Source organism: Kumtagia ephedrae, from assembly GCF_003012745.1.
Classification (GTDB): Bacteria; Pseudomonadota; Alphaproteobacteria; order Rhizobiales; family Rhizobiaceae; genus Kumtagia; species Kumtagia ephedrae.
Window position 1 is genome coordinate 15492 of sequence record NZ_PXYK01000018.1, and the last position, 23496, is coordinate 38987.

The 23496-nt window shown below is 66.6% G+C and carries 23 protein-coding genes; 10 read left to right on the forward strand and 13 right to left on the reverse strand.

Annotated elements, in window-relative coordinates; all coding sequences use genetic code 11:
* Nucleotides 1-56: 56 nt before the first annotated feature.
* The 3 genes from C7I84_RS18210 to C7I84_RS18220 all read left to right on the forward strand — a co-directional run bounded on the left by C7I84_RS18210 (nucleotide 57) and on the right by C7I84_RS18220 (nucleotide 2247).
* On the forward strand, nucleotides 57-701 hold the full coding sequence (locus C7I84_RS18210) for a GntR family transcriptional regulator (RefSeq protein WP_425351361.1): 645 nt from the start codon (nucleotides 57-59) through the stop codon (nucleotides 699-701).
* Between the two features lie 238 nt (nucleotides 702-939).
* Entirely contained in the window at nucleotides 940-1539 is a 600-nt protein-coding gene (locus tag C7I84_RS18215; protein ID WP_106773644.1) for a HupE/UreJ family protein, read from the forward strand.
* Between the two features lie 93 nt (nucleotides 1540-1632).
* A complete protein-coding gene (locus C7I84_RS18220) occupies nucleotides 1633-2247 on the forward strand; it encodes a LysE family translocator (RefSeq protein WP_106773645.1) in 615 nt (204 codons plus the stop codon).
* Between the two features lie 47 nt (nucleotides 2248-2294).
* Here the strand turns inward: C7I84_RS18220 and C7I84_RS18225 are convergent, their stop codons facing one another.
* The 3 genes from C7I84_RS18225 to C7I84_RS18235 all read right to left on the reverse strand — a co-directional run bounded on the left by C7I84_RS18225 (nucleotide 2295) and on the right by C7I84_RS18235 (nucleotide 4234).
* Nucleotides 2295-2693, reverse strand: a complete 399-nt coding sequence (locus C7I84_RS18225; protein ID WP_106773646.1) for a RidA family protein — start codon at nucleotides 2691-2693, stop codon at nucleotides 2295-2297.
* Nucleotides 2694-2909: 216 nt separating this feature from the next.
* Entirely contained in the window at nucleotides 2910-3575 is a 666-nt protein-coding gene (locus C7I84_RS18230) for a class I SAM-dependent methyltransferase (protein WP_106773647.1), read from the reverse strand.
* 95 nt (nucleotides 3576-3670) lie between these two features.
* A complete protein-coding gene (locus C7I84_RS18235; protein ID WP_106773648.1) occupies nucleotides 3671-4234 on the reverse strand; it encodes a peroxidase-related enzyme in 564 nt (187 codons plus the stop codon).
* 124 nt (nucleotides 4235-4358) lie between these two features.
* Here C7I84_RS18235 and C7I84_RS18240 point away from each other — a divergent pair, with 124 nt between their 5' ends.
* Nucleotides 4359-9137 (forward strand): NAD-glutamate dehydrogenase, encoded by a 4779-nt coding sequence (locus C7I84_RS18240; protein WP_106773649.1) that lies wholly within the window; start codon nucleotides 4359-4361, stop codon nucleotides 9135-9137.
* 12 nt (nucleotides 9138-9149) lie between these two features.
* Here the strand turns inward: C7I84_RS18240 and C7I84_RS18245 are convergent, their stop codons facing one another.
* Both C7I84_RS18245 and C7I84_RS18250 read right to left on the reverse strand, forming a co-directional pair.
* The gene (locus C7I84_RS18245; protein ID WP_106773650.1) at nucleotides 9150-9449 is read right to left on the reverse strand and encodes a type II toxin-antitoxin system RelE/ParE family toxin; all 300 of its coding nucleotides are present in this window, start codon (nucleotides 9447-9449) and stop codon (nucleotides 9150-9152) included.
* Complete coding sequence (locus tag C7I84_RS18250) at nucleotides 9439-9684, reverse strand: type II toxin-antitoxin system ParD family antitoxin (protein WP_106773651.1); 246 nt, start codon at nucleotides 9682-9684, stop codon at nucleotides 9439-9441. Before C7I84_RS18250 ends, C7I84_RS18245 begins: the two co-directional genes overlap by 11 nt.
* Before the next feature lie 170 nt (nucleotides 9685-9854).
* Here C7I84_RS18250 and C7I84_RS18255 point away from each other — a divergent pair, with 170 nt between their 5' ends.
* A complete protein-coding gene (locus C7I84_RS18255; protein ID WP_106773652.1) occupies nucleotides 9855-11228 on the forward strand; it encodes an MFS transporter in 1374 nt (457 codons plus the stop codon).
* Nucleotides 11229-11238: 10 nt separating this feature from the next.
* Here the strand turns inward: C7I84_RS18255 and C7I84_RS18260 are convergent, their stop codons facing one another.
* On the reverse strand, nucleotides 11239-13155 hold the full coding sequence (locus C7I84_RS18260; protein ID WP_106773653.1) for a propionyl-CoA synthetase: 1917 nt from the start codon (nucleotides 13153-13155) through the stop codon (nucleotides 11239-11241).
* A gap of 155 nt (nucleotides 13156-13310) precedes the next feature.
* On the opposite strand from C7I84_RS18260, the gene C7I84_RS30080 reads away from it, so the two are divergent.
* Nucleotides 13311-13475, forward strand: a complete 165-nt coding sequence (locus tag C7I84_RS30080; protein WP_165816124.1) for a hypothetical protein — start codon at nucleotides 13311-13313, stop codon at nucleotides 13473-13475.
* A 68-nt stretch (nucleotides 13476-13543) separates the two neighbouring features.
* On the opposite strand, the gene C7I84_RS18265 is transcribed toward C7I84_RS30080, so the two are convergent.
* The 3 genes from C7I84_RS18265 to C7I84_RS18275 are packed head-to-tail and all read right to left on the reverse strand — an operon-like array spanning nucleotide 13544 to nucleotide 16309.
* Nucleotides 13544-14461, reverse strand: a complete 918-nt coding sequence (locus tag C7I84_RS18265) for an adenylate/guanylate cyclase domain-containing protein (protein WP_106773654.1) — start codon at nucleotides 14459-14461, stop codon at nucleotides 13544-13546.
* 7 nt (nucleotides 14462-14468) lie between these two features.
* A complete protein-coding gene (locus C7I84_RS18270; RefSeq protein ID WP_106773655.1) occupies nucleotides 14469-15848 on the reverse strand; it encodes an FAD-containing oxidoreductase in 1380 nt (459 codons plus the stop codon).
* Complete coding sequence (locus tag C7I84_RS18275) at nucleotides 15845-16309, reverse strand: DUF4126 family protein (RefSeq protein WP_106773656.1); 465 nt, start codon at nucleotides 16307-16309, stop codon at nucleotides 15845-15847. Before C7I84_RS18275 ends, C7I84_RS18270 begins: the two co-directional genes overlap by 4 nt.
* A gap of 213 nt (nucleotides 16310-16522) precedes the next feature.
* Here C7I84_RS18275 and C7I84_RS18280 point away from each other — a divergent pair, with 213 nt between their 5' ends.
* The 4 genes from C7I84_RS18280 to C7I84_RS18295 all read left to right on the forward strand — a co-directional run bounded on the left by C7I84_RS18280 (nucleotide 16523) and on the right by C7I84_RS18295 (nucleotide 19660).
* Nucleotides 16523-17353, forward strand: coding sequence for an alpha/beta fold hydrolase (locus C7I84_RS18280; RefSeq protein WP_106773657.1), 831 nt, complete (start codon nucleotides 16523-16525; stop codon nucleotides 17351-17353).
* Nucleotides 17354-17760: 407 nt separating this feature from the next.
* On the forward strand, nucleotides 17761-18510 hold the full coding sequence (locus tag C7I84_RS18285) for a YebC/PmpR family DNA-binding transcriptional regulator (protein WP_106773658.1): 750 nt from the start codon (nucleotides 17761-17763) through the stop codon (nucleotides 18508-18510).
* An 83-nt stretch (nucleotides 18511-18593) separates the two neighbouring features.
* A complete protein-coding gene (locus C7I84_RS18290; RefSeq protein ID WP_106773659.1) occupies nucleotides 18594-19370 on the forward strand; it encodes an RDD family protein in 777 nt (258 codons plus the stop codon).
* Nucleotides 19367-19660, forward strand: coding sequence for an Rdx family protein (locus C7I84_RS18295; protein ID WP_106773660.1), 294 nt, complete (start codon nucleotides 19367-19369; stop codon nucleotides 19658-19660). Before C7I84_RS18290 ends, C7I84_RS18295 begins: the two co-directional genes overlap by 4 nt.
* 351 nt (nucleotides 19661-20011) lie before the next feature.
* On the opposite strand, the gene C7I84_RS18300 is transcribed toward C7I84_RS18295, so the two are convergent.
* From C7I84_RS18300 to C7I84_RS18315, 4 genes are all read right to left on the reverse strand, one after another.
* The gene (locus tag C7I84_RS18300) at nucleotides 20012-20857 is read right to left on the reverse strand and encodes a tetratricopeptide repeat protein (protein WP_106773661.1); all 846 of its coding nucleotides are present in this window, start codon (nucleotides 20855-20857) and stop codon (nucleotides 20012-20014) included.
* Nucleotides 20858-20992: 135 nt separating this feature from the next.
* Nucleotides 20993-21253, reverse strand: coding sequence for a 30S ribosomal protein S21 (rpsU, locus tag C7I84_RS18305; protein ID WP_106773757.1), 261 nt, complete (start codon nucleotides 21251-21253; stop codon nucleotides 20993-20995).
* 212 nt (nucleotides 21254-21465) lie between these two features.
* Complete coding sequence (locus C7I84_RS18310; protein ID WP_106773662.1) at nucleotides 21466-22821, reverse strand: PepSY-associated TM helix domain-containing protein; 1356 nt, start codon at nucleotides 22819-22821, stop codon at nucleotides 21466-21468.
* Nucleotides 22822-22908: 87 nt separating this feature from the next.
* Nucleotides 22909-23295 (reverse strand): hypothetical protein, encoded by a 387-nt coding sequence (locus tag C7I84_RS18315; RefSeq protein WP_106773663.1) that lies wholly within the window; start codon nucleotides 23293-23295, stop codon nucleotides 22909-22911.
* Nucleotides 23296-23496 lie beyond the last annotated feature (201 nt).

Genomic DNA, 23496 nt, shown 5'->3' on the forward strand with positions numbered 1-23496 from the left:
TGGATTCCAGAGTGATATATCAATGGTATATCAATCAGGGTGCCGGCTTGAACCAGATCGAAATCACCAACGAGTCGGCCACTGCACGCGCCTACCGGGCGTTGGAGCGTGCCATCGTGACCCTCGAACTCGCACCCGGCACGGTCACCACCGAGGGACATCTGATCGAACGTCTCGGCTATGGCCGCACGCCCGTGCGCGAGGCGATCCAGCGGCTCGCCTGGGAGGGGCTGGTCGAGATCAGGCCGCGCGCCGGGCTGGCGATCGCGCCGCTGCATGCCGGCGACTGGCTGCGCGTGCTCGACGCCCGTACCGGCGTCGAGATCGTGCTGGCGCGCTCAGCCGCCCGCTTCACTACCCCGGATGCCGGCGAGCGGTTCCAGGACTCTGCGCAGGCCATGCACCGCGCCGTTCTCGCTGCCGACGTGATCGCCTTCCTGGAAGCAGACAAGGCGCTCGACGACGCCATGGCGCTCGCGGCCGACAATCCGTTCGCGGCCCGTCTGGCGGCGCCGCTGCAGACCCATTCGCGCCGCTTCTGGTTCCGCTACCAGCGCGAGACGGGGCTTGCCGAATCGGCCGCCCACCATGTCGAGCTGATCCGGAAGATCCTCGACCGCGACGAGGCCGGCGCCGCCGCCGAAGCCGAACGGCTGATGGTGCTGTTGCGCGGACATGCCCAGGCTGCGATCAGCCGCTGATCGTTTCCGATCGGGCATTGGCTGCTTGCTGCGGTTCCGGTTTGGGCAAGAACAGCCGCTTTTCGCATCATCTGCCGCCTCGATAGGCGTCCCGGAAAGCGAACGGCTTCCGTCGCAGGGGATTTGTTGAAGCCCGGCCATGCCGGCCGTTGACTGCGGCGATGCGGCGGCGAAAACTCCGCCCGCAATTCAGCTCACCACCGGACAGGCGCGGCGACCGAACATGAGGAACGGACAGATGAACATCAGATTGGCGGGCGGCCTCCTGGCAGCGACGGCGACGCTCGTTCCGGCGACGGCTTTCGCCCACACCGGTGTCGGCCCGGCCGGCGGCTTCGCACATGGCCTCGCGCACCCGATCTCCGGCCTCGACCACATGCTCGCCATGGTCATGGTCGGCGTGCTCGCCTGGCAGATCGGCGGCCGTGCGCTGTGGCTGGTGCCGGCCACCTTCGTGCTGGTCATGGCGCTCGGCGGCATGCTCGGCGTCGCCGGCGTCGATCTGCCCTTCGTCGAGGCCGGCATCGCCGTTTCGGTGATCGTGCTCGGCGCGATCGTCGCCGCCGGGATCAAGGCGCCGACTGCGGTTGCGATGGGGATCGCGGCGCTGTTCGCCGTCTTCCACGGCCATGCCCATGGCAGCGAAATGCCGGCGGATGCCGGTGGCCTCGCCTATGGATTAGGCTTCATGCTCGGCACCGCGCTGCTGCATCTCGCGGGTATCGGCGCCGGCCTGCTGATCGGCAGGATTGCCGAGCGCCACGGTCCGCTGGCGATGCGCGCCGCCGGCGGCGCGGCCGCGGTGGCCGGTGTCGGCATCCTGACCGGGGTGCTGTAGCAAGCTGCTGGCGCAAGCCTGGCGGACTCTGTATCTTCGGCCGCCTTCCCCGCCGGGCAGCGCCCGGCGGGTGTTTGATGTCGGAGCCGATCCATGGAACTCTCTTCGCTTCTGATCTTCGCCGGCGCGCTGCTGGTCGCCGCCGGCTCGCCCGGACCGAGCATCGCCGCGCTGGTCGCCCGCGTCGTCTCCAAGGGTTTCCGCGACGTTTTTCCGTTCCTGCTCGCCATGTGGATCGGCGAGGCGATCTGGCTGACCTTGGCCGTCTTCGGCCTTGCCTTCGTCGCCCAGACCTTCCATCTGGCCTTCGTCGTCGTGAAATGGCTCGGCGTCGCCTATCTCGCCTATCTCGCCTGGAGGATGTGGACGGCGCCGGTGAAGGCGAATGGCGGCGCGCTGCCCAGAGCGGACGCGCCGGCGAAACTGTTCATCGCCGGCATGGCCGTCACCCTCGGCAATCCGAAGATCATGATGTTCTACCTGGCGCTGCTGCCGACCATCATCGATCTCGCTTCGGTCAGCCTGCTCGGCTGGGCCGAGCTGACGCTCACCATGGCGCTGGTGCTGATCGCGATCGATCTCGCCTGGGTGTTCGCCGCAGCGCAGGCGAGGCGGCTGCTGAAGAGCGAGCGGGCGATGCGCGTTGCCAACCGCATCAGCGCCGCCACCATGGGCGGCGCGGCGGCGGCGATCGCCGCGCGGTCGTGAGGGCCGGCTCGGCCCGCACGGGCTAGACTTGTCGGCGATCTCGTCGGTCAGGCGGACTGAGGAATGCGTGCGATGACCTTGATCTCGAAATCGAAGCCGGCCAGCCAGTTCACGCCGACCGCGGTCCAGTTGGGATAGGGCTTCTCGCCGATCGCCTTCAACCGGACCGCGCTGACCGCCTCCCACTGCGTGGCAGGGTCGGTGTGGAAGGAGGTGACGTCGACGACGTCGTCGAACGTGCAGCCGGCCGCCTTCAGCACCGCGTTCAGATTGTCGAAGGCAAGCTGGACCTGCCTTTCGAAGTCAGGCTCGGGTGAGCCGTCCTCGCGGCTGCCGACCTGGCCTGAGACGAAAAGAAGATCGCCTGAACGGATCGCCGCCGAATAGCGGTTGATCTCGTAAAGCGCCTGCCGGCCGGCAGGGAAGATCGCACCACGTTTGGCCATTGTTTTCTCCTGTTGGAACAAGGCAGGCGGAATCTTCCTGCCGTCGCATCGATATGCACCCTATGTCGGCATATCGGTACATACGTGACGTATGTCAATGTGCATACGCTACGTATGTCTTTGCATCGCGTTTGTCGGCCGAAGCTGGCCAGTTGCCGGAGACGCGGATACCGTGCCTCGCAGGCAATGCAGAGGGAGGGCCGTGGTCTCCGGCGGCTATCCCGCTATTTGCTCGGCGGCAGGGCTTTGCTTGCGGGCCACAATGTAGGGACGATTGTCGTTGCCCCTGGTTGCGTGGCTTTCAGCAGCAAGGATGTCGAACCCTGCGGCCCGTATGAATTGGCGCAGCTCCGCCGCCCGGAAAATTCCGGCATACGGCGCCTTGCCGATTGCGCGCATCGCGGGCAGCAAGGCGAGCCGGACGAGTGGATTCATATCGCCTACGCATGGTGTCTTGGAAATGAACAAGCCGTCGGCCGCAAGCAGGGCATGGATGCGGCGCAGCGTGCCGGGCAGGTCGCGGACCAGATGGAGATAGTTGAATCCCAGGACAGCGTTGAACTGCATGGCTTCGGGCATGAGCTCGTCTGCGGCTGCAACGCGGAAAGCAAGAGCGGGAACGGGAGCCGCGGAGCACTTCTCCTCGGCAATCGCGATCATTCCAGCGGAAATATCCGTCGCAAGATAGCTTTGCACATCGCCTGCAAGCCGGAGCGCCGTCGTTCCTGTTCCGCAACCCAGCTCCAATACGCGGTCGTTTGATCCCAACAGAGCGCGGGTCCGGTCCAGCGTGTGCTCATATCCGGCCGGGTCCGCAATCGCGCCCCTGGCATACTTCCTCGAAGTCCTGTCCCAGAAGCGGGTGTCACTCGCTGTGCCCATGACGGTTTCCACTGTTTCATCGACGGGAACGGGTCGGAAGCGGCGATTTCCTGCCGAGGGTCGGATTTGCCCGGCTGGTGATCTGCATCGAGACATTACCGCGCCATAGCGTGGTATTCGGCGTTCGGCCGCATGTCGACCGCGGCCGCCACGCGGTTCGACATGTTGAAGAAGGCGGCGGTAGCGGCGATGTCCCAGATGTCGCGATCGGAGAATCCCGCCTCGCGCAACGCGGCGCGGTCGGCCTCCTCCACCCTGTCGGGCGTTTCGGTCAGCTTGACGGCGAAGTCCAGCATGGCCCGCTGCTTCGGCGAAAGCTCCGCGGCGCGATAGTTCATCGCCATCATCTCGCCGAGCGCGGGATCGCCGGAGAGTTTTCGCACCGCCGCCCCATGCGCCGTCAGGCAGTAGTAGCAGTGGTTCACCGAGGAGACAGCGACCGCGATCATCTCGCGCTCGAGCTTCGACAGGCCGGAATCGCCCAGCATCAGCTCGTTGTACATCTCGGTGAAGGCGCGCAGCTTCTTCTCGTCGAAGGCATAGGCCCAGAGCACATTGGGGACCAGGCCGAGCTTCTCCACGCATTTGTCGAAATAGGTTCTTGTCGCCTCGCTCAGTTCCGCCGGCTCGAGCGCCAGCGCGGTGATCTTCTCGGCCATGTCCTGCCTCCTTCGTTGCTGTGACGCCGCTTTTCCTATCGCCCGTCAAACCTTTGTCGCCAATTGCGGGTCATCTGGTACGATAGCCGCAAAAGCCTTCGACGGGAGAGGGAAGCAGATAATCATGGCCGCCAGCGTCAAAACCGCATCGGAACTCAAGAAAATGGCGGCCGGGACCGAGAAAAAGCCTGCCCGGCTGGCCGACCTGCTGCTCGCCCGGACACCGGCGGAGGATGTCGCGGCCTATGAGCCGGCCATGCTGCAGCGCGCCGCCGAGCTCGCCGGCAAGGCCGTCGCGGCGCACCGCAAGGGTGACTCCGTCGTGTCGATCGAACGCGACGGCGGCGTGCAGCGCGACGGCAGGCCGGTGACGGTGATCACCGTCGTCAACGACAACATGCCGTTCCTGTTCGATTCGGTGCTCGGTGAAATCACCGACACGGCCGGCGAGCCGGAGCTGGTCACGCATCCGGTGCTGGTCGTTCGGCACGGACCCGACGGGGTGGAGGAAATCCTTGATGAAGGCGGCTCCGTTCGCGACCACGGCGCCGACCGGCTGAGCGTCATCCACGTCCATGTGAAACCTGTCTCGGCCGAGGAGGCGGACGGGCTGAGGCAGCGGCTGGGCACGGTGCTCGTCCAGGTGCGGGCGGCGACGGCGGACTGGAAGCCGATGCTTGCCCGGCTCGACCATGCGATTTCCGATTACCGCTATGCTCCGGTGCCGCTCGACGCGGGCGCCGTGAAGGAAGCCATCGCATTCCTCGAATGGCTGCGCGACGACAATTTCACCTTCCTCGGCATGCGCGAGTTCCACTACAGCGGGGGCGAGAAGGCCGGCACGCTGGAGCGCTCGGACAAGCGCGGGCTGGGCATCCTGGCCGATCCGGACGTGCGCGTATTGAGGCGCGACAACACCCACAACGGCCAGACCACGCCGGAGATCCGCGCCTTCCTGCACGGACCCGATCCGCTGATCGTCACCAAGGCGAACGCCAAGTCGGTCGTCCACCGCCGCGCCTATCTCGACTACATCGGCGTGAAGACTTACGATTCCAATGGAGATCTGTCGGGCGAACTGCGCATCGTCGGCCTGTTCACCTCGACCGCCTATACGCGCTCGGTGCTGAAGATCCCCTATCTGCGCTCCAAGGCGCAGGCAGTCATCCAGAAATCCGGCTTCGACCCCGCCGACCATTCCGGCAAGGCGCTGATCAACGTGCTGGAATCCTATCCGCGCGACGAGCTGTTCCAGATTCCCGTCCCGATCCTGCGCAAGCACGCCGAGGCGATCCTCGGACTGGTCGAGCGGCCGCGCGTACGCGCCCTGGTGCGCGTCGACCAGTTCGACCGCTTCGTCTCGGTGCTCGTGTTCGTGCCGCGCGACCGCTACGATTCGATCGTGCGCGAGCGGATCGGGCAATATCTGAAGACCGTCTTCGACGGTCGCCTCTCCGCCTATTATCCGGCCTTCCCGGAAGGCGGCCTGGCGCGCGTCCATTTCATCATCGGGCGCTCCGGCGGCAAGACGCCGAAGGTCGAGCAGGCCACGATCGAGGCGGCGATCCGCGGCATCGTGCGCACCTGGGAGGACGGGCTGCGCGACGAAGCCGCCGCCGCGGGCCTCGACGAAAGACTGGCCGGCGTCGCCGCGAAATTCCCCGAGAGCTATCGCGGCTCCTTCACGGCCGTCGAGGCGCTGGCCGATGCCGAGCAGGTCTCCGGCCTGTCGGCGGAAAATCCGATCGCCATCGACTATTATCGCCATGCCGACCAGAAGCCCGGGCAGGCGGCCCTGAAGATCCATCACTACGGGGAACCTGTCGCGCTGTCGCGGCGCGTGCCGATGCTGGAGAACATGGGGTTCCGCGTCATCAGCGAGCGCACCTTCGAAGTGCGCGGCGGAGACGACGCGCTGGTCTTCATCCACGACATGGATTTGGAGAACGCCTTCGGCAAGCCGATCGATCTCTCCGATCGCGGCGCACGCTTCGAGGAGGTGCTGCTCGCCGTCTGGCACGGCGAGGCCGACAATGACGGCTACAACGCGCTGGTCCAGACTGCCGGGCTGTGGTCGCGCGAAATCCTCATCCTGCGCGCCTATGGCCGCTATCTGCAGCAGGCCGGCATACCGCAGAGCCAGGACGTCATCGCCAATGTGCTGAACCGCTATCCGGAAGTCGCGCGCGGCCTGTTCCAGCTGTTCACTGCCCTGTTCGACCCGGCCGCACAGGACGGCGCGGTTACGGCAAAACATCTCAAGGCCAAGATCAAGGATGCGCTGCAGGAGGTACCCAGCCTCGACGACGACACCATCATCCGGCGCTATCTCAACCTGATCGAAACCTCGCTGCGCACCAATCATTTCGCTGCCGAGATGAAGGGCCGTTCGCTGGCGATCAAGCTCGATTCGCGGGCGCTCGACGGCCTTCCAGACCCCCGGCCGTGGCGCGAGATCTTCGTCTACGGCCCCGAAGTCGAGGGTGTCCACCTGCGCTTCGGCCGGGTGGCGCGGGGCGGCCTGCGTTGGTCCGACCGCGCCCAGGACTACCGCACCGAGGTGCTGGGCCTGGTCAAGGCGCAGCAGGTGAAGAACGCCGTCATCGTCCCGGTCGGCGCCAAGGGCGGCTTCTACCCGAAGCGCCTGCCGCCGAGCTCCAATCGCGACCTCTGGTTCGAGGCGGGCCGGCAGGCCTACATCAACTTCGTTTCCAGCCTGCTCTCGGTCACCGACAACATCGCCGCCGACGGCAGTATCGTGCCCCCGCAGGACGTGGTGCGGCGCGACGGCGACGATCCCTATTTCGTCGTCGCCGCCGACAAGGGCACGGCGACCTTTTCCGACACCGCCAATGCCATCAGCCAGGCGCATGATTTCTGGCTGGACGACGCCTTCGCCTCCGGCGGCTCGGCCGGCTACGACCACAAGAAGATGGGCATCACCGCCAAGGGCGCGTGGGAGGCGGTGAAGCGGCATTTCCGCGAGATGAACCGCGACATCCAGGCCGAGCCGTTCACCGTGGTCGGTGTCGGCGACATGTCGGGCGACGTGTTCGGCAACGGCATGCTCTTGTCCGAGCAGACGCGCCTGATCGCCGCCTTCGACCACCGCGACATCTTCATCGACCCCGATCCGGACCCGGCTGTCTCCTTCGCTGAGCGCAGGCGCATGTTCGACCTGCCGCGCTCGAGCTGGCAGGACTACGACAAGACGAAACTGTCGGCCGGCGGCGCCGTGATCTCGCGCTCGCAGAAAGCGGTGACGCTGAGCGCCGAGGCCGCGGCCGCGATAGGCCTGACCAAGACCACCGCCTCGCCGGCCGAGATCATCAACACCATTCTCAAGGCGCCGGTCGATCTGCTGTGGTTCGGCGGCATCGGCACCTATGTGAAGGCGACCGGCGAGACCAACCAGGAGGTCAGCGACCGCGCCAACGACGCGATCCGCGTCACCGCCGCCGAGGTCCGGGCCAGGGTGATCGGCGAAGGGGCCAATCTCGGCGTCACGCAGCGCGGCCGCATCGAATTCGGCCTGCTCGGTGGTGCCTGCAACTCGGACGCCATCGACAATTCCGGCGGCGTCAACTGCTCCGACGTCGAGGTCAACATCAAGATCGCGCTGGCGTCGGCGATGCGCAAGGATGGGCTCAGCCGTCCCGCCCGCGACACGCTGCTTGCGGAGATGACGCCGGACGTCAGCGAATTGGTGCTGGCCAACAACTACCAGCAGACCCTGGCGCTGTCGCTGCAAAGGAAGCGCGGGCTGGCCGACCTGCCGCACCAGGCCCGCTTCATTGCCAATCTCGAGGCCCGCGACCTGCTCGACCGCGCGGTCGAAACGCTGCCCTCGGACGCCGCGCTGGCCGAGCGCCAGGCGCGCGGCGAGCCGCTGACCCGGGCCGAGCTCGGCGTATTGCTCGCCTATGCCAAGATCGTGCTCTTCTCCGACCTGCTCGACAGCGACGCGCCGGACGACCCGCATTTCGAGGACGACCTGCTGGCCTATTTCCCGCCCCGCATGGCGAAGAAGTTCAATGCCGAGATATGCGGCCACCGCCTGCGCCGCGAGATCGTCTCGCGCGTTCTCGCCAACGATCTCGTCAATCGCGGCGGCCCATCCTTCGTGAGCCGGCTACAGGATGGAACCGGACGCACGGCCGCCGAGGTGACGCGGGCTTTCGCCGTCGTGCGCGACGGCTTCGCGCTGCCGGCGCTTTATGCCGAGATCGATGCGCTCGATGCCAGGATCGACGGCCAGCTGCAGCTCGAGCTCTATCAATCGGTCGGCCGGCTGCTGTTCATGGAATGCGGCTGGCTGCTGAAGAACGACCACACCGACGCGCCGGTCGGCGAGCGCATCGCCGAGCTGCACAAGGCGCGCGCGGCGCTGGAGCCGAAGCTCGTTTCGCTGCTGCCCGCCTACCTCCGTGCCAGGCTCGACGAGCGGCGGCAGGGTTTTGTCCTTGCCGGCGCACCGGAAGGGCTTGCCGAGAAGCTCGCCAATGCCGATGCCGTGCAGACGATCCCCGACATCGCGCTGGTGGCCCGCACCGCCGGCGCCGATATCGTTGAAGCTGCCAAGGCCTTCTTCGCGGTCGGCGAGGCGTTCCGCATCGACCGTATCGAGGACGCGGCGCGGGCGATCGCCACGACCGACTATTACGACGGCATGGCGCTGACGAGGGCGACGGACACGATCGCTGCCGCCGGCCGCGGCATCGCGGTTGCGGCGCTTGCGGCAGACGAGGGCAGCGGCGAGCCGGTGGCCCGCTGGCTGGAGGCCGGCGGCGAACGCGTCGCCCGCACCCGCGAGCGGCTGCAGGCGCTCACCGAGGGCGGGGACATCACCGTATCGCGGCTGACCGTGGCGGCGGGGCTGATACACGATCTGACCGTGGTGTAGGACCGCGCCTGATCAGAGATGCCGCTCGACGTCCATCCTCTTGTGCAGGATACGGATGACATCGACGCTGCGGTCGGTCAGCCGATAGAAGACGAAATGTGATCCGACGGGATATTTGAGATAGCCCTCGCGAACGCTGACGGGACGCCCTGTTCTTCGTCCGGCAGCCAGGTCCACCAGCACGGCGACAATGTCACCGTGGTAGCGGTCGGCTTGCTGCACCGACCAGTTGTCGAGGCTATAGACCCAGATGCGCTCGAGATCCGCTTCCGCAAGCGGCGATAATCGGTAGACCCGCTTTTTAGCTCGCATGCTTGGAATGCATGCGCTTCAGGAATGCGTCGCTGTCGAACGGCCGCGGTTCACCCGACTCCTCCCCCGCAGCGAGCGCGTCCTGTAGTGCTTTCACCTTTGCTTCATGTTCTTCAAGCAGACGAAGCCCGGCCCGGACCACGTCGCTGGCGGACCCGTAGCGTCCCGTCTTCACCTGCGCGTCGATGAAATCGGTAAAATGGTCGCCAAGTGAGATCGACGTGTTGCGTGCCATGGTTCGTCTCCGGTTGAACCGACAATACCATTCGTTGGTACAAGTGCAAATTGCGCCGGTGCCGGCGTCCCTGCCCAGGCGGAACGGATATAGCGATCGAACTGCAACAAGAGACTTGGCATCCGCGCCGAATCTGGCATCGTCGCGCAACCCTACAACGAGGAGCATCCATGACCGCGATCACCGCCGGTGCCGTCCCGAGGCGCGGCATCTGGGGCTGGATGTTCTTCGACTGGGCGGCACAGCCCTTCTTCACGGTGGTCACCACCTTCATCTTCGGCCCGTATTTCGTCTCGCGCATGGCCAGCAACCCGGCGGAGGGGCAAGCGGCCTGGGGCTATGGTGTGGCCGCCGCCGGGCTCGTCATCGCCATCCTGTCGCCGGTTCTCGGGTCGATCGCGGACCAGACGGGACGCAAGAAGCCGTGGATCATGGCTTTCGCAGCGATCAAGATTCTCTGCCTGTCGATGCTCTGGTTTGCTGCGCCCGGCTCCAGCCTGTTCGTCGTGCTGGTCTTCTTCTGCCTTGCGACCGTGGCGGCGGAATTCTCCATCGTTTTCAACGATTCGATGATGCCGCGCCTGGTCTCGAAAGCCGAGATCGGCCGTGTCTCCAATGTCGCCTGGGGGCTCGGCTATCTCGGTGGCATGATCGCTCTGATCTTCGTCGTGACCATGCTCGCCGCCTCGCCAGAGACGGGCAAGACGATCATCGGCTTGCCGGCGCTGTTCGGACTCGACCCGGTGCAGGGCGAGGACGCCCGCGCCACCGGTCCGCTGGCTGCCCTCTGGTATTTCGTCTTCATCCTGCCGATGCTGTTTTTCACCCCCGACAGCGCCAAGGGCCTCGCGCTCCGTCCGGGCATCCGCGCTGGCCTGACCGAGTTGAAGGCGACCTTGTCCGAAGCGCGGCAACGTATCGGCATCCTGCGCTTCCTCATCGCCCGGATGATCTATCAGGACGGCGTCAATGCGTTGCTGGCTTTGGGCGGTGCCTTCGCGGCCGCGATGTTCGGCTGGACCATCACGGAACTCGGGATATATGGCATTCTGCTCAACATCGTCGCCATTTTTGGCTGCCTGGCAGCAAGCCGGCTGGACACGGCGCTCGGCTCCAAATGGGTGGTGATGACTTCGCTCGTCGTGCTGACCCTGGCCACCGTCGGAATCGTCTCGACCGGTCCGGGCTTTACTCTGTTCGGGCTGGCGGACCTGCCCGTGGAGGATTCGGGCGGCATGTTCGGAACGGCGGCGGAAAAAGCCTATGTGCTCTACGGCCTGTTCATCGGCCTCGCTTTCGGCCCGGTGCAGGCGTCGTCGCGCTCCTATCTGGCGCGCAGCGTCTCGGCCGACGAGGCCGGCCGCTATTTCGGGCTCTACGCCTTGGCCGGGCGGGCGACCAGCTTCCTCGCGCCTTTCCTCGTCGCCACGGTCACGGCGCTCGCCTCGCCGCGCCTCGGCATGGCGATGATCCTGCTCTTCTTCGTGATCGGCATAGCCATTCTCGTCGGCACGCCCTATCCGGCTGACAAGCCGCGCGAATAGCGCCTCGCCGCTACGCCTGTGCCCTCCCAACGCCGCGGCTTGCCAGCGCGGCGGCGATCTCGTCGAGAATGGCTGGGTCGTCGATGGTCGCCGGCATCGTCCACGGTTCGCTGTCGGCGATCTTCTGCATGGTGGCGCGCAGGATCTTTCCCGACCGCGTCTTCGGCAGCCGCTTGATCACCAGCACGAGCCTCAGCGCCGCCACCGCGCCGATACGCTCACGCACCAGGGCCACGATCTCGCGCTCGATCTCCGCCGGGTCTCGCGCCACGCCGGCGTTCAGCACCACGAAGCCGCACGGCACCTGACCCTTCATGGCATCGGCCATGCCGATCACCGCGCATTCGGCGACGTCGGCATGCTCGGCCAGCACCTCCTCCATGCCGCCCGTCGACAGCCGGTGCCCGGCGACGTTGATGATGTCGTCGGTACGCGCCATGATGAAGAGATAGCCGTCCTCGTCGACGAGCCCGGCATCCGCCGTCTTGTAGTGGCCCGGGAACTCCGCCAGATAGGCGTCGCGAAAGCGCTGGTCGGCGTTCCACAGCGTCGGCAGGCAGCCGGGCGGCAGCGGCAGTTTCAGCACGACATTGCCCAGCGTTCCGGTCGGCACCGGGTGGCCCGCATCGTCAAGCACCCGCACGTCGAAGCCCGGCATCGGCACGCCCGGCGAGCCGTACTTGACCGGCAGCATGCCGAGGCCGACCGGGTTCTGGGTGATCGGGTGGCCGGTCTCGGTCTGCCACCAGTGGTCGATCACCGGCACCTTGAGCTTGTCCTCCGCCCATTCCAGCGTCGGCGGGTCGGCGCGCTCGCCGGCGAGGAACAGCGTGCGGAACCCGGACAAGTCGTATTTCGACACCAACGCGCCCTGCGGGTCCTGGCCCTTGATCGCGCGGAAGGCGGTCGGCGCGGTGAACAGCGCGGCGACGCCATGCTCGGCGATCACCCGCCAGTAGGTGCCGGCGTCGGGCGTGCCGACCGGCTTGCCTTCGAACAGCACCGTGGTGCAGCCGTGCAGCAGCGGCGCGTAGACGATATAGGAGTGCCCCACCACCCAGCCGACGTCGGAGGCCGCCCAGAACACTTCCCCCGGCTCCACCCCGAACTCGTTCTGCATGGTCCATTTCAGCGCGACCATGTGGCCGCCATTGTCGCGCACCACGCCCTTCGGCTGGCCGGTGGTCCCGGACGTGTAGAGCACGTAGAGCGGGTCGGTGGCGGCCACCGGCACGCAGTCGACATTGGCGCCGGCCGCGCGCTCGCGCGCCACCTGGTCGGCATAGTCGAGATCGCGGCCTTCGATCAGTTCACAGCGCTGCTGCTCGCGCTGCAGGATGATGCAGCGCCGCGGCTTGTGGCGCGCCATCTCGATGGCGCCGTCGAGCAGCGGCTTGTAGGCGACGACGCGGCCGGGCTCCAGTCCGCAGGAGGCCGAGACGATCACCTTAGGCGCGGCGTCGTCGATGCGTGTGGCGAGCTCGCGCGCGGCGAAGCCGCCGAACACGACGGAATGCACCGCCCCTAGCCTGGCGCAGGCCAGCATGGCGAAAGCCGCTTCCGGCACCATCGGCATGTAGATGATGACGCGGTCGCCCTTGCCGACGCCCTGGTTCTTGAGCACCGAGGCGAGCGCCACCACCTCGCGCTTCACCTCGGCATAGGTGAATTTGCGGATCGTGCCGGTGATGGCGCTGTCATGGATCAGCGCCACCTGGTCGGCGCGGCCGCCGGCGACGTGGCGGTCGAGCGCGTTGAAACAGGTGTTGCATTCGGCGCCCACGAACCAGCGCCCGTAGACACCTGTGGCCGGGTCGAACACCTTGTCCCAGGGCTTTACCCAGTCGATCGCGCGCGCAGCCTCGGCCCAGAATCCCTCGGGATCGGCCTTCCACGCCGCATAGACCTCGTGATAGCGCGACGCCATCGCTTCTCCTCCCGATCCGGCTCCTCGGGCGCGGACCTTAGCCGCCGCGCCGTCCGATCGTCCATTTGACTATGGGCGCAAGCGGCGCAATGCCGCAATCGACCGAGGCATCGAATGTCCTTTGACAGCGCCGCCCGCTCCTGCTCAATGACGGCATGTCGAAAGCGCTGTCGCTTGTCATCATCGCGTTGATGGTGATCCAGATCATCAAGCCGCTCGGCCTGCCCGGCCTGCGGCAGCGGCGCGACTTCTGGAAGCTGGCAGTCGCGGCGCTGGCCGCCATCTCGCTGACGGTCGTTCTCAGTCACACGACGACGTGAGCGGCAGTTCGGACCGTCTCTCCGCAAACGGCAGGGGAGGGTGAGCCGGCCAGCGGCGCCGGTGCTGGTCATAACCCGGCTGGCGCAAACACCTCGACCGGCTCGGTCTGACCTTTCACCACATGGAAGCCGCAAGGCTCGAACCGACGATCCGCGTCGGGCCAGCCTTCGATGAAGGCGGCGCTGACCAGGACGGGGCGCTCCAGCGCCCGGGTCAGGCCCTCGATGCGGAAGGCGATGTTGACGGCATCGCCGAGCGCGGTGTTGATGCCCTTGCCCATCGCCCCGATGGCGGCCTGGCCGACATGCAGGCCGACGCGGCAATCAAGGGCGACACCATGCCGGGATTTGAGCCGGAGGCGGGTCGGAGAGGCGGGCGCCGCTTCGACCGCCCGAAGCCCCACCGCGGCGAGCAAGGCCTGTTTCCGCGTCTCGGATCCGGTGCCGTGCCAGTAGGCGAAGACGCCGTCGCCGATGAACTTGTCGATGGTGGCGCCGTGGCGCTTCAGGATCGCGTCGCAATCGGCATACCATTCGCTCAGCAGCGCGGCCGTCTCTTCCGCCGTCAGCAGGGCGCAGATCGCCGTGAAGCCTTTCAGGTCGGCGACCAGGATCGTGACCGGCTCGCCCTTCGGCGGCTCCGGGCTCAGGCGCGAGATCTGGGTCCGCTCCTCCGGCGGCAGACCCGCCGCCGCGGAGGTTCCGCTTTCCTCTTCGAAGGCGAGCATGGCGTTGCCGAGGCGGATGCGGTCGCCATGCCGCAGGACGCGGGCCGCGGCAACCGCCATGCCGTTAACGAAGGTGCCGTTGGCGCTGCCGAGATCGACGATCCAGAAACCCGCCTGCTCGTGGCGGATGGAGGCGTGCTGGCGCGACACGCTGGCGTCGGAAAGCCGCACGGACGCGCCTTCGCCGCGGCCGATCAGCGAGGCCTCGCCGAGCTCGTAGGCCGTGCCGCTGGTCAGGTCCCGCACGAGCGCCGGCATCGGCCTGTCACGTCAGCGGCTTCAGGCTGCCGAACACCGTCGGCAGGAACTCGGAGACCGTCGGATGGATGGGCACTGAGCGGACGATGGTGTCGACCTTGGCACCGGCATACATCAGGTCGAGGATGCCGTGCACCACCTCGTCGCCGCTGGCGCCCAGGATCGAGGCGCCGAGAATCCTGCGGCTGTCGGCGTCGACCAGCAATTTCATGAAACCCTCCGTCTCGCCGCGCTCGACGGCGCGGCCGACCCGGGTCATGGCGATGGTGGCGATCAGGCAGTTTTTGCCGGACTTGCGCGCTTCCGTCTCGGTCATGCCGACGCGGCCGAGCGGCGGGTCGGTGTAGAGCGCATAGCAGGGGAAGCGGTCGCTCAGGCGGCGGCGGTCGCCGTCGAGCAGGTTGGCGGCGACGATCTCGTAGTCGTTGTAGGCGGTATGGGTGAAGGCGCCGCGGCCGTTGCAGTCGCCCATCGCCCAGATATGCCCGACATTGGTGCGCAGTTCGTCGTCGACCTTGACGTAACCGCGCTGGTCGGTCTCGACGCCCGCCGCGTCCAGCCCGAGATCGTCGGTGTTAGGGCGGCGCCCGATCGCCAGCAGGACATGGCTGCCCACGACCTCCGGGCTGCCATCGGTGCAGTCGACGCCGACGGCGATGTCGCTACCCTGACGCCGGAAGCGGATGCACTCCGCCTTCAGGCGGAAGGCGATACCTTCCCTGGCAAGAATGTCGCGGATCGCCTCCGACACATCCTCGTCCTCCCTGGCGGCGAGCCGCGGGCCCTTCTCGACGACGGTGACCTCGCTGCCGAAGCGGCGGAACATCTGTGCGAATTCCAGCCCGATATAGCTGCCGCCGACCACGACGAGATGGCGGGGCAGCTCGTCGAGCTCGAGGATAGAGCTGTTGGTGAGGTAGTTTATGTCGGTGACACCCGGCAGGTCAGGCACGACGGCGCGGCCGCCGACATTGAGAAATGTCTTCCCGGCCGACAGAACCTTGCCGTCGACCTCTATCTCGGTCGGCGAACGGAAGCGCGCATGACCTTCCACGAAGGTGACGTTTTTCGCCCCGTCCAGCCAGTCGCGCAGGCTTTTGCGCGAATCCAGCGTCACCTTGTCCTTGCGCGCCTTGACCCGCCGCATGTCCATGCCGACGGCACCGCCGAGCACCACGCCGTAGTCGGCGGCGCGTTGCGCCATCCGGGCGGCATAGGCGCTGGCGACCATGGTCTTTGTCGGCTTGCAGCCGGTGTTGACGCAGGTGCCGCCGAGGAATTTCCGCTCGATCAGGGCAACGCGCTGGCCTGCATTCGCCAGCCGCACCGCCAGCGGCGGGCCGGCCTGGCCGGCACCGACGACGATGGCGTCGTAGGCGGCGCTCATGCGACCGCAGCCACCGCGGCGAGGCCGAGCACCACCGCCACGACGTCCTCCGCTATGGCGATCGGCCGGTCGTTGCCGCCGATCGCCGCGACCAGCCGCTTGCGCGCCTCGTAGCCGCCGAGCGTGCCGATGACCGCGCCGACCGCGCCGGCGATCAGGCCGCCGGCCAGCGCGCCGCCCGCCGTGCCGACGACCGCGCCGCAGAAGGCGCCGCTGACGATGCGGGCGCCGAACTGCTGCGGCACCTTGCGGCTCGGTGTCGAAGGCAGCTGGTCGCCGACGAATTCGACCAGCGCCAGGATGCTCAGGATCCATGGCGTGAAGCGGTAGCCCATGAAGGCGGCCCAGGTCTCGGAGAGCGGCAGCCAGCCCAGCGCCGCGCCCCAGCTCACGGCCGCAGGAGCAGTCATGACGCGCAGCCCGGCGACGATGCCGATGACGAGTGCAAGCAGGTAGATCATGATCTCGGTCCCCTCATCTGCCGCACTACAGCATTCCCGCGACGCGGCCGCAACGGGAAGCAGAATCCAGCTGGCGCCGCAGCCGGTTTTTGCTACCAATTGCGAAGAAGACCGACGGCAACAATTCTGGTTCTGTCATCGCCAAGACATGCTTGCCGCCGAGTTTCGCTTTTCCAGCCTTCTCCCATTCAGATCAGCCAGAGGGGATTCACCATGCCGTATGTGACGACAAAGGACGGAGTCGAGATTTATTACAAGGACTGGGGGAAGGGACGTCCGGTGGTGTTCAGCCATGGCTGGCCGCTGTGCTCCGACAGCTGGGAGGCGCAGATGTTCCATCTGGCCGCCAACGGTTTTCGCGCCATCGGCCATGACCGGCGCGGCCACGGCCGCTCCAGCCAGCCCTGGGACGGCAACGACATGGACCACTATGCCGACGACCTGGCGGCGGTGATCGACAAGCTCGACCTGAAGGGCGCGGTGCTGTTCGGCTTCTCCACCGGCGGCGGCGAGGTGACGCGTTATGTCGGCCGCCACGGCACGTCGCGGCTCGCCGGCATCGGCCTGATCTCGGCGGTGCCGCCGCTGATGCTGAAGACCGCTGCCAATCCAGGCGGCCTGCCGATCGAGGTGTTCGACGGTATACGCGCCGGCTCGCTGAAGGATCGCTCGCAGCTCTACAAGGATCTCGCCTCGGGGCCGTTCTTCGGCTTCAACCGGCCGGGTGCCACGGCTTCGCAGGGCATGATCGATGCCTTCTGGCTGCAGGGCATGCTCGGAGGCCACAAGAACACCTACGATTCGATCGCCGCGTTCTCGGCGACCGACTTCACCGAGGATCTGAAGAAGTTCGACATCCCGACGCTGCTCATCCACGGCGACGACGACCAGATCGTGCCGATCGACGCGGCGGCGCGCGCCTCCAAAAAGCTGGTGCCGCATGCGGAGCTGAAGGTCTATCCCGGCGCCCCGCACGGCATCACCGACACGCACAAGGACCAACTCGGCGCCGATCTGCTGGAATTTGTGAAAGGGCTGGGGTGAGGGCGGCGGAAGGTCAAGAGCCGGGGACAGTATACTTTTTCTGCCCGCGCCAGCCTTGAAGCGGCACTACCTTCTGCGGAAACAAAGTAAACTGTCCCCTGAGCACACGTCATCTTCGCCACGCCCTGCTTCGCAGTCTGGTCATTGAAAGAAAAGCGCGGGAAGCGGGGCGCGGGGCCGAGCCTCTATAAGTAAGTACGTGGCGCGGTGACCCGCGCCCCGCCGACGTTCTTGCCCGTCCGCTAACCCGCATTCGCGCAGGTGTCGCGGCTAATGGCCCGGGTCTCCAGCTCTCGCCAGCCGCGCGCCTTCCCCTGCCGTCCGGCGCGCCCCTTCTGGACGTTTGACGGCAACTTATCTATAAGCCCGCCATTCCGGAAATCGCCGATTTCGAAGACAGGGACGTCATGGCCGGTCATTCACAGTTCAAGAACATCATGCACCGCAAGGGCCGCCAGGACGCGGCCAAGTCCAAGGTTTTTTCCAAGCTGGCGCGCGAGATCACCGTGGCCGCCAAGCTCGGCGTCCCCGACCCCGCAATGAACCCGCGGCTGCGGCTCGCCGTGCAGAACGCCAAGGCCGAATCCATGCCCAAGGACAACATCCAGCGGGCGATCAACAAGGCTGCCGGCGGCGACGCCGAGAACTATGACGAGGTCCGCTACGAGGGCTACGGCCCGGGCGGCATCGCGCTGATCGTCGAGGCGCTGACCGATAACCGCAACCGCACCGCCTCCAACGTGCGCGCCGCCTTCACCAAGGCCGGCGGGGCGCTCGGCGAGACCGGCTCGGTATCGTTCCTGTGGGACCGCGTCGGCGAGATTTTTTACAAGCCCGAAGCCGGCGACGCCGACAAGGTGATGGAAGCCGCCATCGATGCCGGCGCCGACGACGTCGTCTCCGACGAGGACGGCCACGTCATCCAGTGCGCGTTCGAGAATGTCGGCGAGGTGTCGAAGGCGCTCGAGACCGCGCTCGGCGAGGCCGACAGCGTCAAGATCGTCTGGAAGCCGCAGACCAATGTGCCGGTCGACGAGGAGCGTGCGCAGTCGCTGATGAAGCTCGTCGCCAATCTCGAGGACGACGACGACGTGCAGAACGTCTACGCCAATTTCGAGGTCGACGAGGCGACGCTGGCCAAGCTGAGCGCGGCGTGATTTCGCCGGGGAACGCCTTCTAAATTCGATTGAAATCCTGTCGACGTTCGATCAGCATCTGTTCTCTTGGCCGGGGGGATGAGATGGCGAGCGAAAGCGTGACGCATGGGTTGGCTCGTGCCGGATTCTGGCGCCGGGTTCTGGCTCTGATCATCGACATGGCGGTCGTGCTGATCCCGCTGCAATTGGTCGTCGCGATCTTGTACGCGAACACCAACGGCAGCATTCAGGGCAATTTCGGGTTGACCGTCACATCCTGTTGGCCCCTTACCGAGATTCCAGCCGGGTTGGAGCCTGCGCCGCCGGAGGGGTTCAACGGGGCAGCCGAATGCCGTTCGTCCTTGCTGGGATTCGAGACCGGCCGCGCCTTGGTCGTCAGCAAGACGACGCAAAACGGCAGCGTCACCACCAGCATCTCGCAGACGTATGCGCTGGATGCCAGCGGCCAGCCCAGTGGCGATGTTTTTGACGTCACATGGATCGCCTTGCTATTGCTTCTCGCCTATCTCGTAGTGATGGAGACCCGTTTCGGAAGAACGGTTGGCAAGCGTGTTGCGGCCATCAGAGTGGTCGAGGCAGCGTATCCCGACCGCAGTGGCATTCCGGCGGGCAAAGCACTTCTGCGGCAGATCGCAATGTGGATCGGTTTGGCACCCGGTTTGATCGCGTCGATTGTAATGATGAGCTTCTTCAGCGCCGCCGAACTCGAACCTTTCTTCCAGAGTCCTTATTTCGTTCCCGGCCTGATCATTTTTTTCCTGATCGGGCTCGGCTGGATCGTATGGATCGTCGTTTCGCTCGTTCGCAAACGCGACCCCGTCTACGACCGCATCGCGGGAACATCGGTGCTGCGGACATGACAAGCTTGCCCTCTGTCCGCATCACCTATTGCACGCAGTGCCAGTGGCTGCTGCGTGCCGGCTGGATGGCGCAGGAGCTGCTGTCGACCTTCGGCGCCGATCTGCGCGAGGTGGTGCTGGTCCCCGGAACCGGCGGCGTCTTCACCGTCACCTGCGATGGCCATCTCGTCTGGGACCGCAAGCGCGACGGCGGCTTTCCCGATGCCGCCAAGCTGAAGCAGCTCGTGCGCGACGTGATCGATCCCGAGCGCGATCTCGGCCATGCGGATCGCAAGGGAGATCGGCCTTAAGGTCGGATCGCTTGCCCTGTTGCTGCTCAAGGTCGTGAACTCCGACCTTGCCAAGCCCCCTCACCGGCTCGCGTCGCACGCCACCTCTCTCCCCACTCCGTGCGCAGGGCAATCGCATATGGCAAACGGCGATGGATTTCGCGGCTTCACACCCCCACCCCTAACCCCTCCCCACAAGGGGGAGGGGGACTTCGCGGCCGCTATGCCGAGCGAAATCGTCATCGATCGGCGCCTGGCGGAGACGCCTGCCGGTCCCCCTCCCCCTTGTGGGGAGGGGTTAGGGGTGGGGGTACCCTCACATGCGATTGCCTTGCCAGCGGCCCGCAAGCCGTCGCTGAACCGAGGCGGCGATCAGCCGGCGCGGGTCCGGGCCAGGCCCTCGCGGGCCGGCGCGTATTCCGGATCGAGCCTGGCTGCCTCGGCGTAGGATTTTGCCGCCTTCTGCTTCTCGCCGCGCCGCTCATAGACCAGCGCCTGGTTGGCCCAGCTCTCGGCGATCTTGCCGTCCAGCTTGATCGCCGTGTTGAAGTCGGCGAAGGCGTTGTCCTCGTCGTTGGTGGCAAGATAGGAGAGGCCGCGGCCGTTGTACGGCTCGGCGGCGTCGGGCGCCAGCGAGATGGCGGTCGAGAAATCCTCGATGGCGAAGGCGTGCTGGCCCTGCGCCTGGTAGAGCAGGCCGCGGTTGTGGTAGGCGCGCGGGTCGGTCGTGTCGAGCTGGATCGCCTTCTGGAAATCGTTGAAGGCCTGCTGGTTCTGCCCGGCCCGGCGGTAGAGATTGCCGCGGCCGATATAGGCGGCGTCGTAATTGGCGTTGATCTGGATCGACCGGTTGTAGTCGGCCAGCGCCGCCTGCTGGTCGCCGAGGAAGCGGTGGATCAGCGCCCGGTTTGAATAGGCCTGGTAGAAGTTCGGGCGCAGTTCGATCGCCTTGTCGAAGTCGCGCAGCGCCTCGCGGTAGCGGCCGCCGCGGCCATAGGCCGAGCCGCGCACGTTGTAGGCTTCGGGATCGCTCGGGTTGCGCTGGATGACCGCGCTCAGCGACGAGATGTTCTGGCTGGAGCCCTGCGCGACGTCGACGCTGGTGAGCTCGCCCGACGGGCCGGTCTCGCATCCGGCGACGGCGAGCACTGACGCCAGGACGGCCATCGCGGCGAAGCCGCGAGCGGTTGTCGAGCGATGGCCGGCGCGTGCTTCCATTCCTGCGGTTCCCCGTTCAGCAGCCTGCACAGCAGGACGACCTGGCCGAACCTGCTTGCGCAAAGCGAAAGAGGCGGCAGCGATTGTCATCGCCCCACCTCCCGCTAGTTCCCGAAAAAGACGAAATATGGGCGGTCAGCGCGCCGGACGGGGTGCACCCGGACCGGTCGGCGCCGGACGCGGCGTCGACGGCAGCAGACCCTCGCGCTGCGCGCGCTTGCGGGCGAGCTTGCGGGCGCGGCGTACGGCCTCGGCCTTCTCGCGGGCGCGCTTCTCGGAGGGCTTCTCGTAATGTCCGCGCATCTTCATCTCGCGGAAGATGCCTTCGCGCTGCATTTTCTTCTTGAGCGCGCGAAGCGCCTGATCAACATTGTTGTCGCGGACGAGTACCTGCACGGGCAATCCTGTCTTTCGGTTATCGGGGTCAACGAGACATAGGCTCATAGCCATATGCCTCCACGGTGCGGACACCGCGAATTGCGGCGTCTGTTAGCAGAATCAAGGGAGCATGTCCACAGCAAGCTGGAACATCGTCTCCCTTTGGTCGCGGCGCCGGAGACCGACGGATCGAACCCGGTCGATCCGTCGATCCGGCCCGGCCGGCGACGCTATCTGGCCGCCGACATGCGCTGCACCACCAGCCAGTCGAGCGCCAGCACCGCCAGCAGCGAGGCGCCGACGAGCGGATAGACGGCACCTCCGACCGCGAGTATGGCGGCGACGCCGGCAAGCTTGCGGCGCTCGTCGGGCAAGGGCGGAACGCCCAGGCTGCCCGCCGGCCGCCGCTTCCACCACATGACGGCGGCCGCGACCGCGAGCGCGACCATCGCCATGCACGCCGCCAGCAGGATCAACTGGTTCGCCAGCCCGTATTGCTGACCGAGATGCACGTTGATCCCCCATTCGATCGCCTTGGCGGCCGGTCCGTAGCTGGCGAAGGGTATGTCGAGAAGCGTCGCCCCCGAATATTGGTCGAGGTGGACGGTCCGCTGCTGCGCGAGGTCGTCGGGAAAGATGGAGGCGGTGTAGACGCCGTCGGACTTGCTCGGGATGTTCACCGCATAGCCTGCCGCCATGCCGAGCCCGTCGAAGATCGCAACGGCGCGGTCGATCCCCATCGGGGCCGCTCCCTGGCTCGGCGATTGCGGAACCGCCGCCTGCTGCATCGACCACCCGGTCTCGCCGAGATGGCCGAGATGCTCGTCCGACACCGGGACGTTGACGAACACCCCGGAGGGGTAGCCGGAATTGCTGCCATTGGCCCATTGGTTCACGGTGGCGCCCCAGAAGACTGACCACGGCATTCCGGTGACGGCCAGGAAGACGATGAAACCGCCGACGAAGATGCCGGTCACCGCGTGCAGGTCCCGCCAGAACATGCGCTGCCGCGGCTTGCCGCGGATGCTGACGGCGCCGCCGCGGCCCTTGCGCGGCCACCAGAGATAGATGCCGGTGCCGACCAGGAGGATGGACCAGCCGCCGGCGGTCTCGATGACGACGCGACCGGCGTTGCCTAAGAAGTCGAGGCTGTGCAGCGAGCGCACCAGCCACATGATCGTGCCTTCATGCGGCAGCGAGCCGAGCACCGTGCCGGTATAGGGATCGACATAGACGGTCTGCCTGTCGCCGGCGGCAGTCCTCACGCTGATCTCGGCCGACGAAGCCGGCGTGCCGGGCGTCGTCAGCTTCACGGCGGTGCCGGGGACCGCGGCGGTTGCCGCGGCGACCATCGCGGACGGCGCGACCCGCTCGGTCTGGACCGCCACGCGCTTGAGGTCGCCATGGACGATCGCGTCGATCTCGTCGCGGAACAGATAGAGCGCGCCGGTGACGGCGAGCGTGATCAGGAAGGGCAGCACCAGCAGGCCGGCATAGAAATGCCAGCGCCAGACGGCCCGGTAAAAGTCGGTGGCCGCGCGCGCGGCCGCCGGGCCTGTCGCCCGGTCGAGGGAAATGTCGGTCATGGAAATTCACCAAACGGAAGTCGGATGTCGAAGCGCACTCCCGCTCCCGGACGGGAAGGCGGAACGGCTCGCGGCAGGCTTCGGTCGTCAGTGAACGGAAGGCGGTGGCGCGCGGGCCCCAAGGACGAGGTCGCCCGGCCAGGCAGGCACGGGCTTGTCGGTCGAGACTGTGAAGGCGATGCGCTCCGGCTGGCGCCGCAGCAGGATCGACGCGGCGTCCCGGACCGGAAGGCCGCCCAGGCCGGCGGCCTGGCAGGAGATGGCGCAGGGGCAGGGGTTCCGGTCGTGCGACCTGTCGCCGTCATCCGGCGGCATCTCGCCCGAGGGCGCGCAGATGACCATGCCGGCATCGTCGAAGGCAGCCGCCATCGCCCCGGACGAGAAGCCGCCGACGAAGGCCTGCAGGACCAGGAAATAGCCGAAGAACGCCGCCAGCGCGCCGCGCAGCAGCCTGTCCCTCAGAATGGCCCTCATGGTCCCCATGCCTTCCTAATAGCGGCCTTCGCCCGCACTGTCACCGCGACACGGCGCGCCGTGCGGGGTCATTTGCTTGGAAATTACCCCCCCCACCCTCTACGAGGGGCGGCCGATCGAACTTACCCCCACCCCTAACCCCTCCCCTCAAGGGGGAGGGGACTGGCGGGCCTCTCAGCCAGGCGCCAATCGTCCATGGTT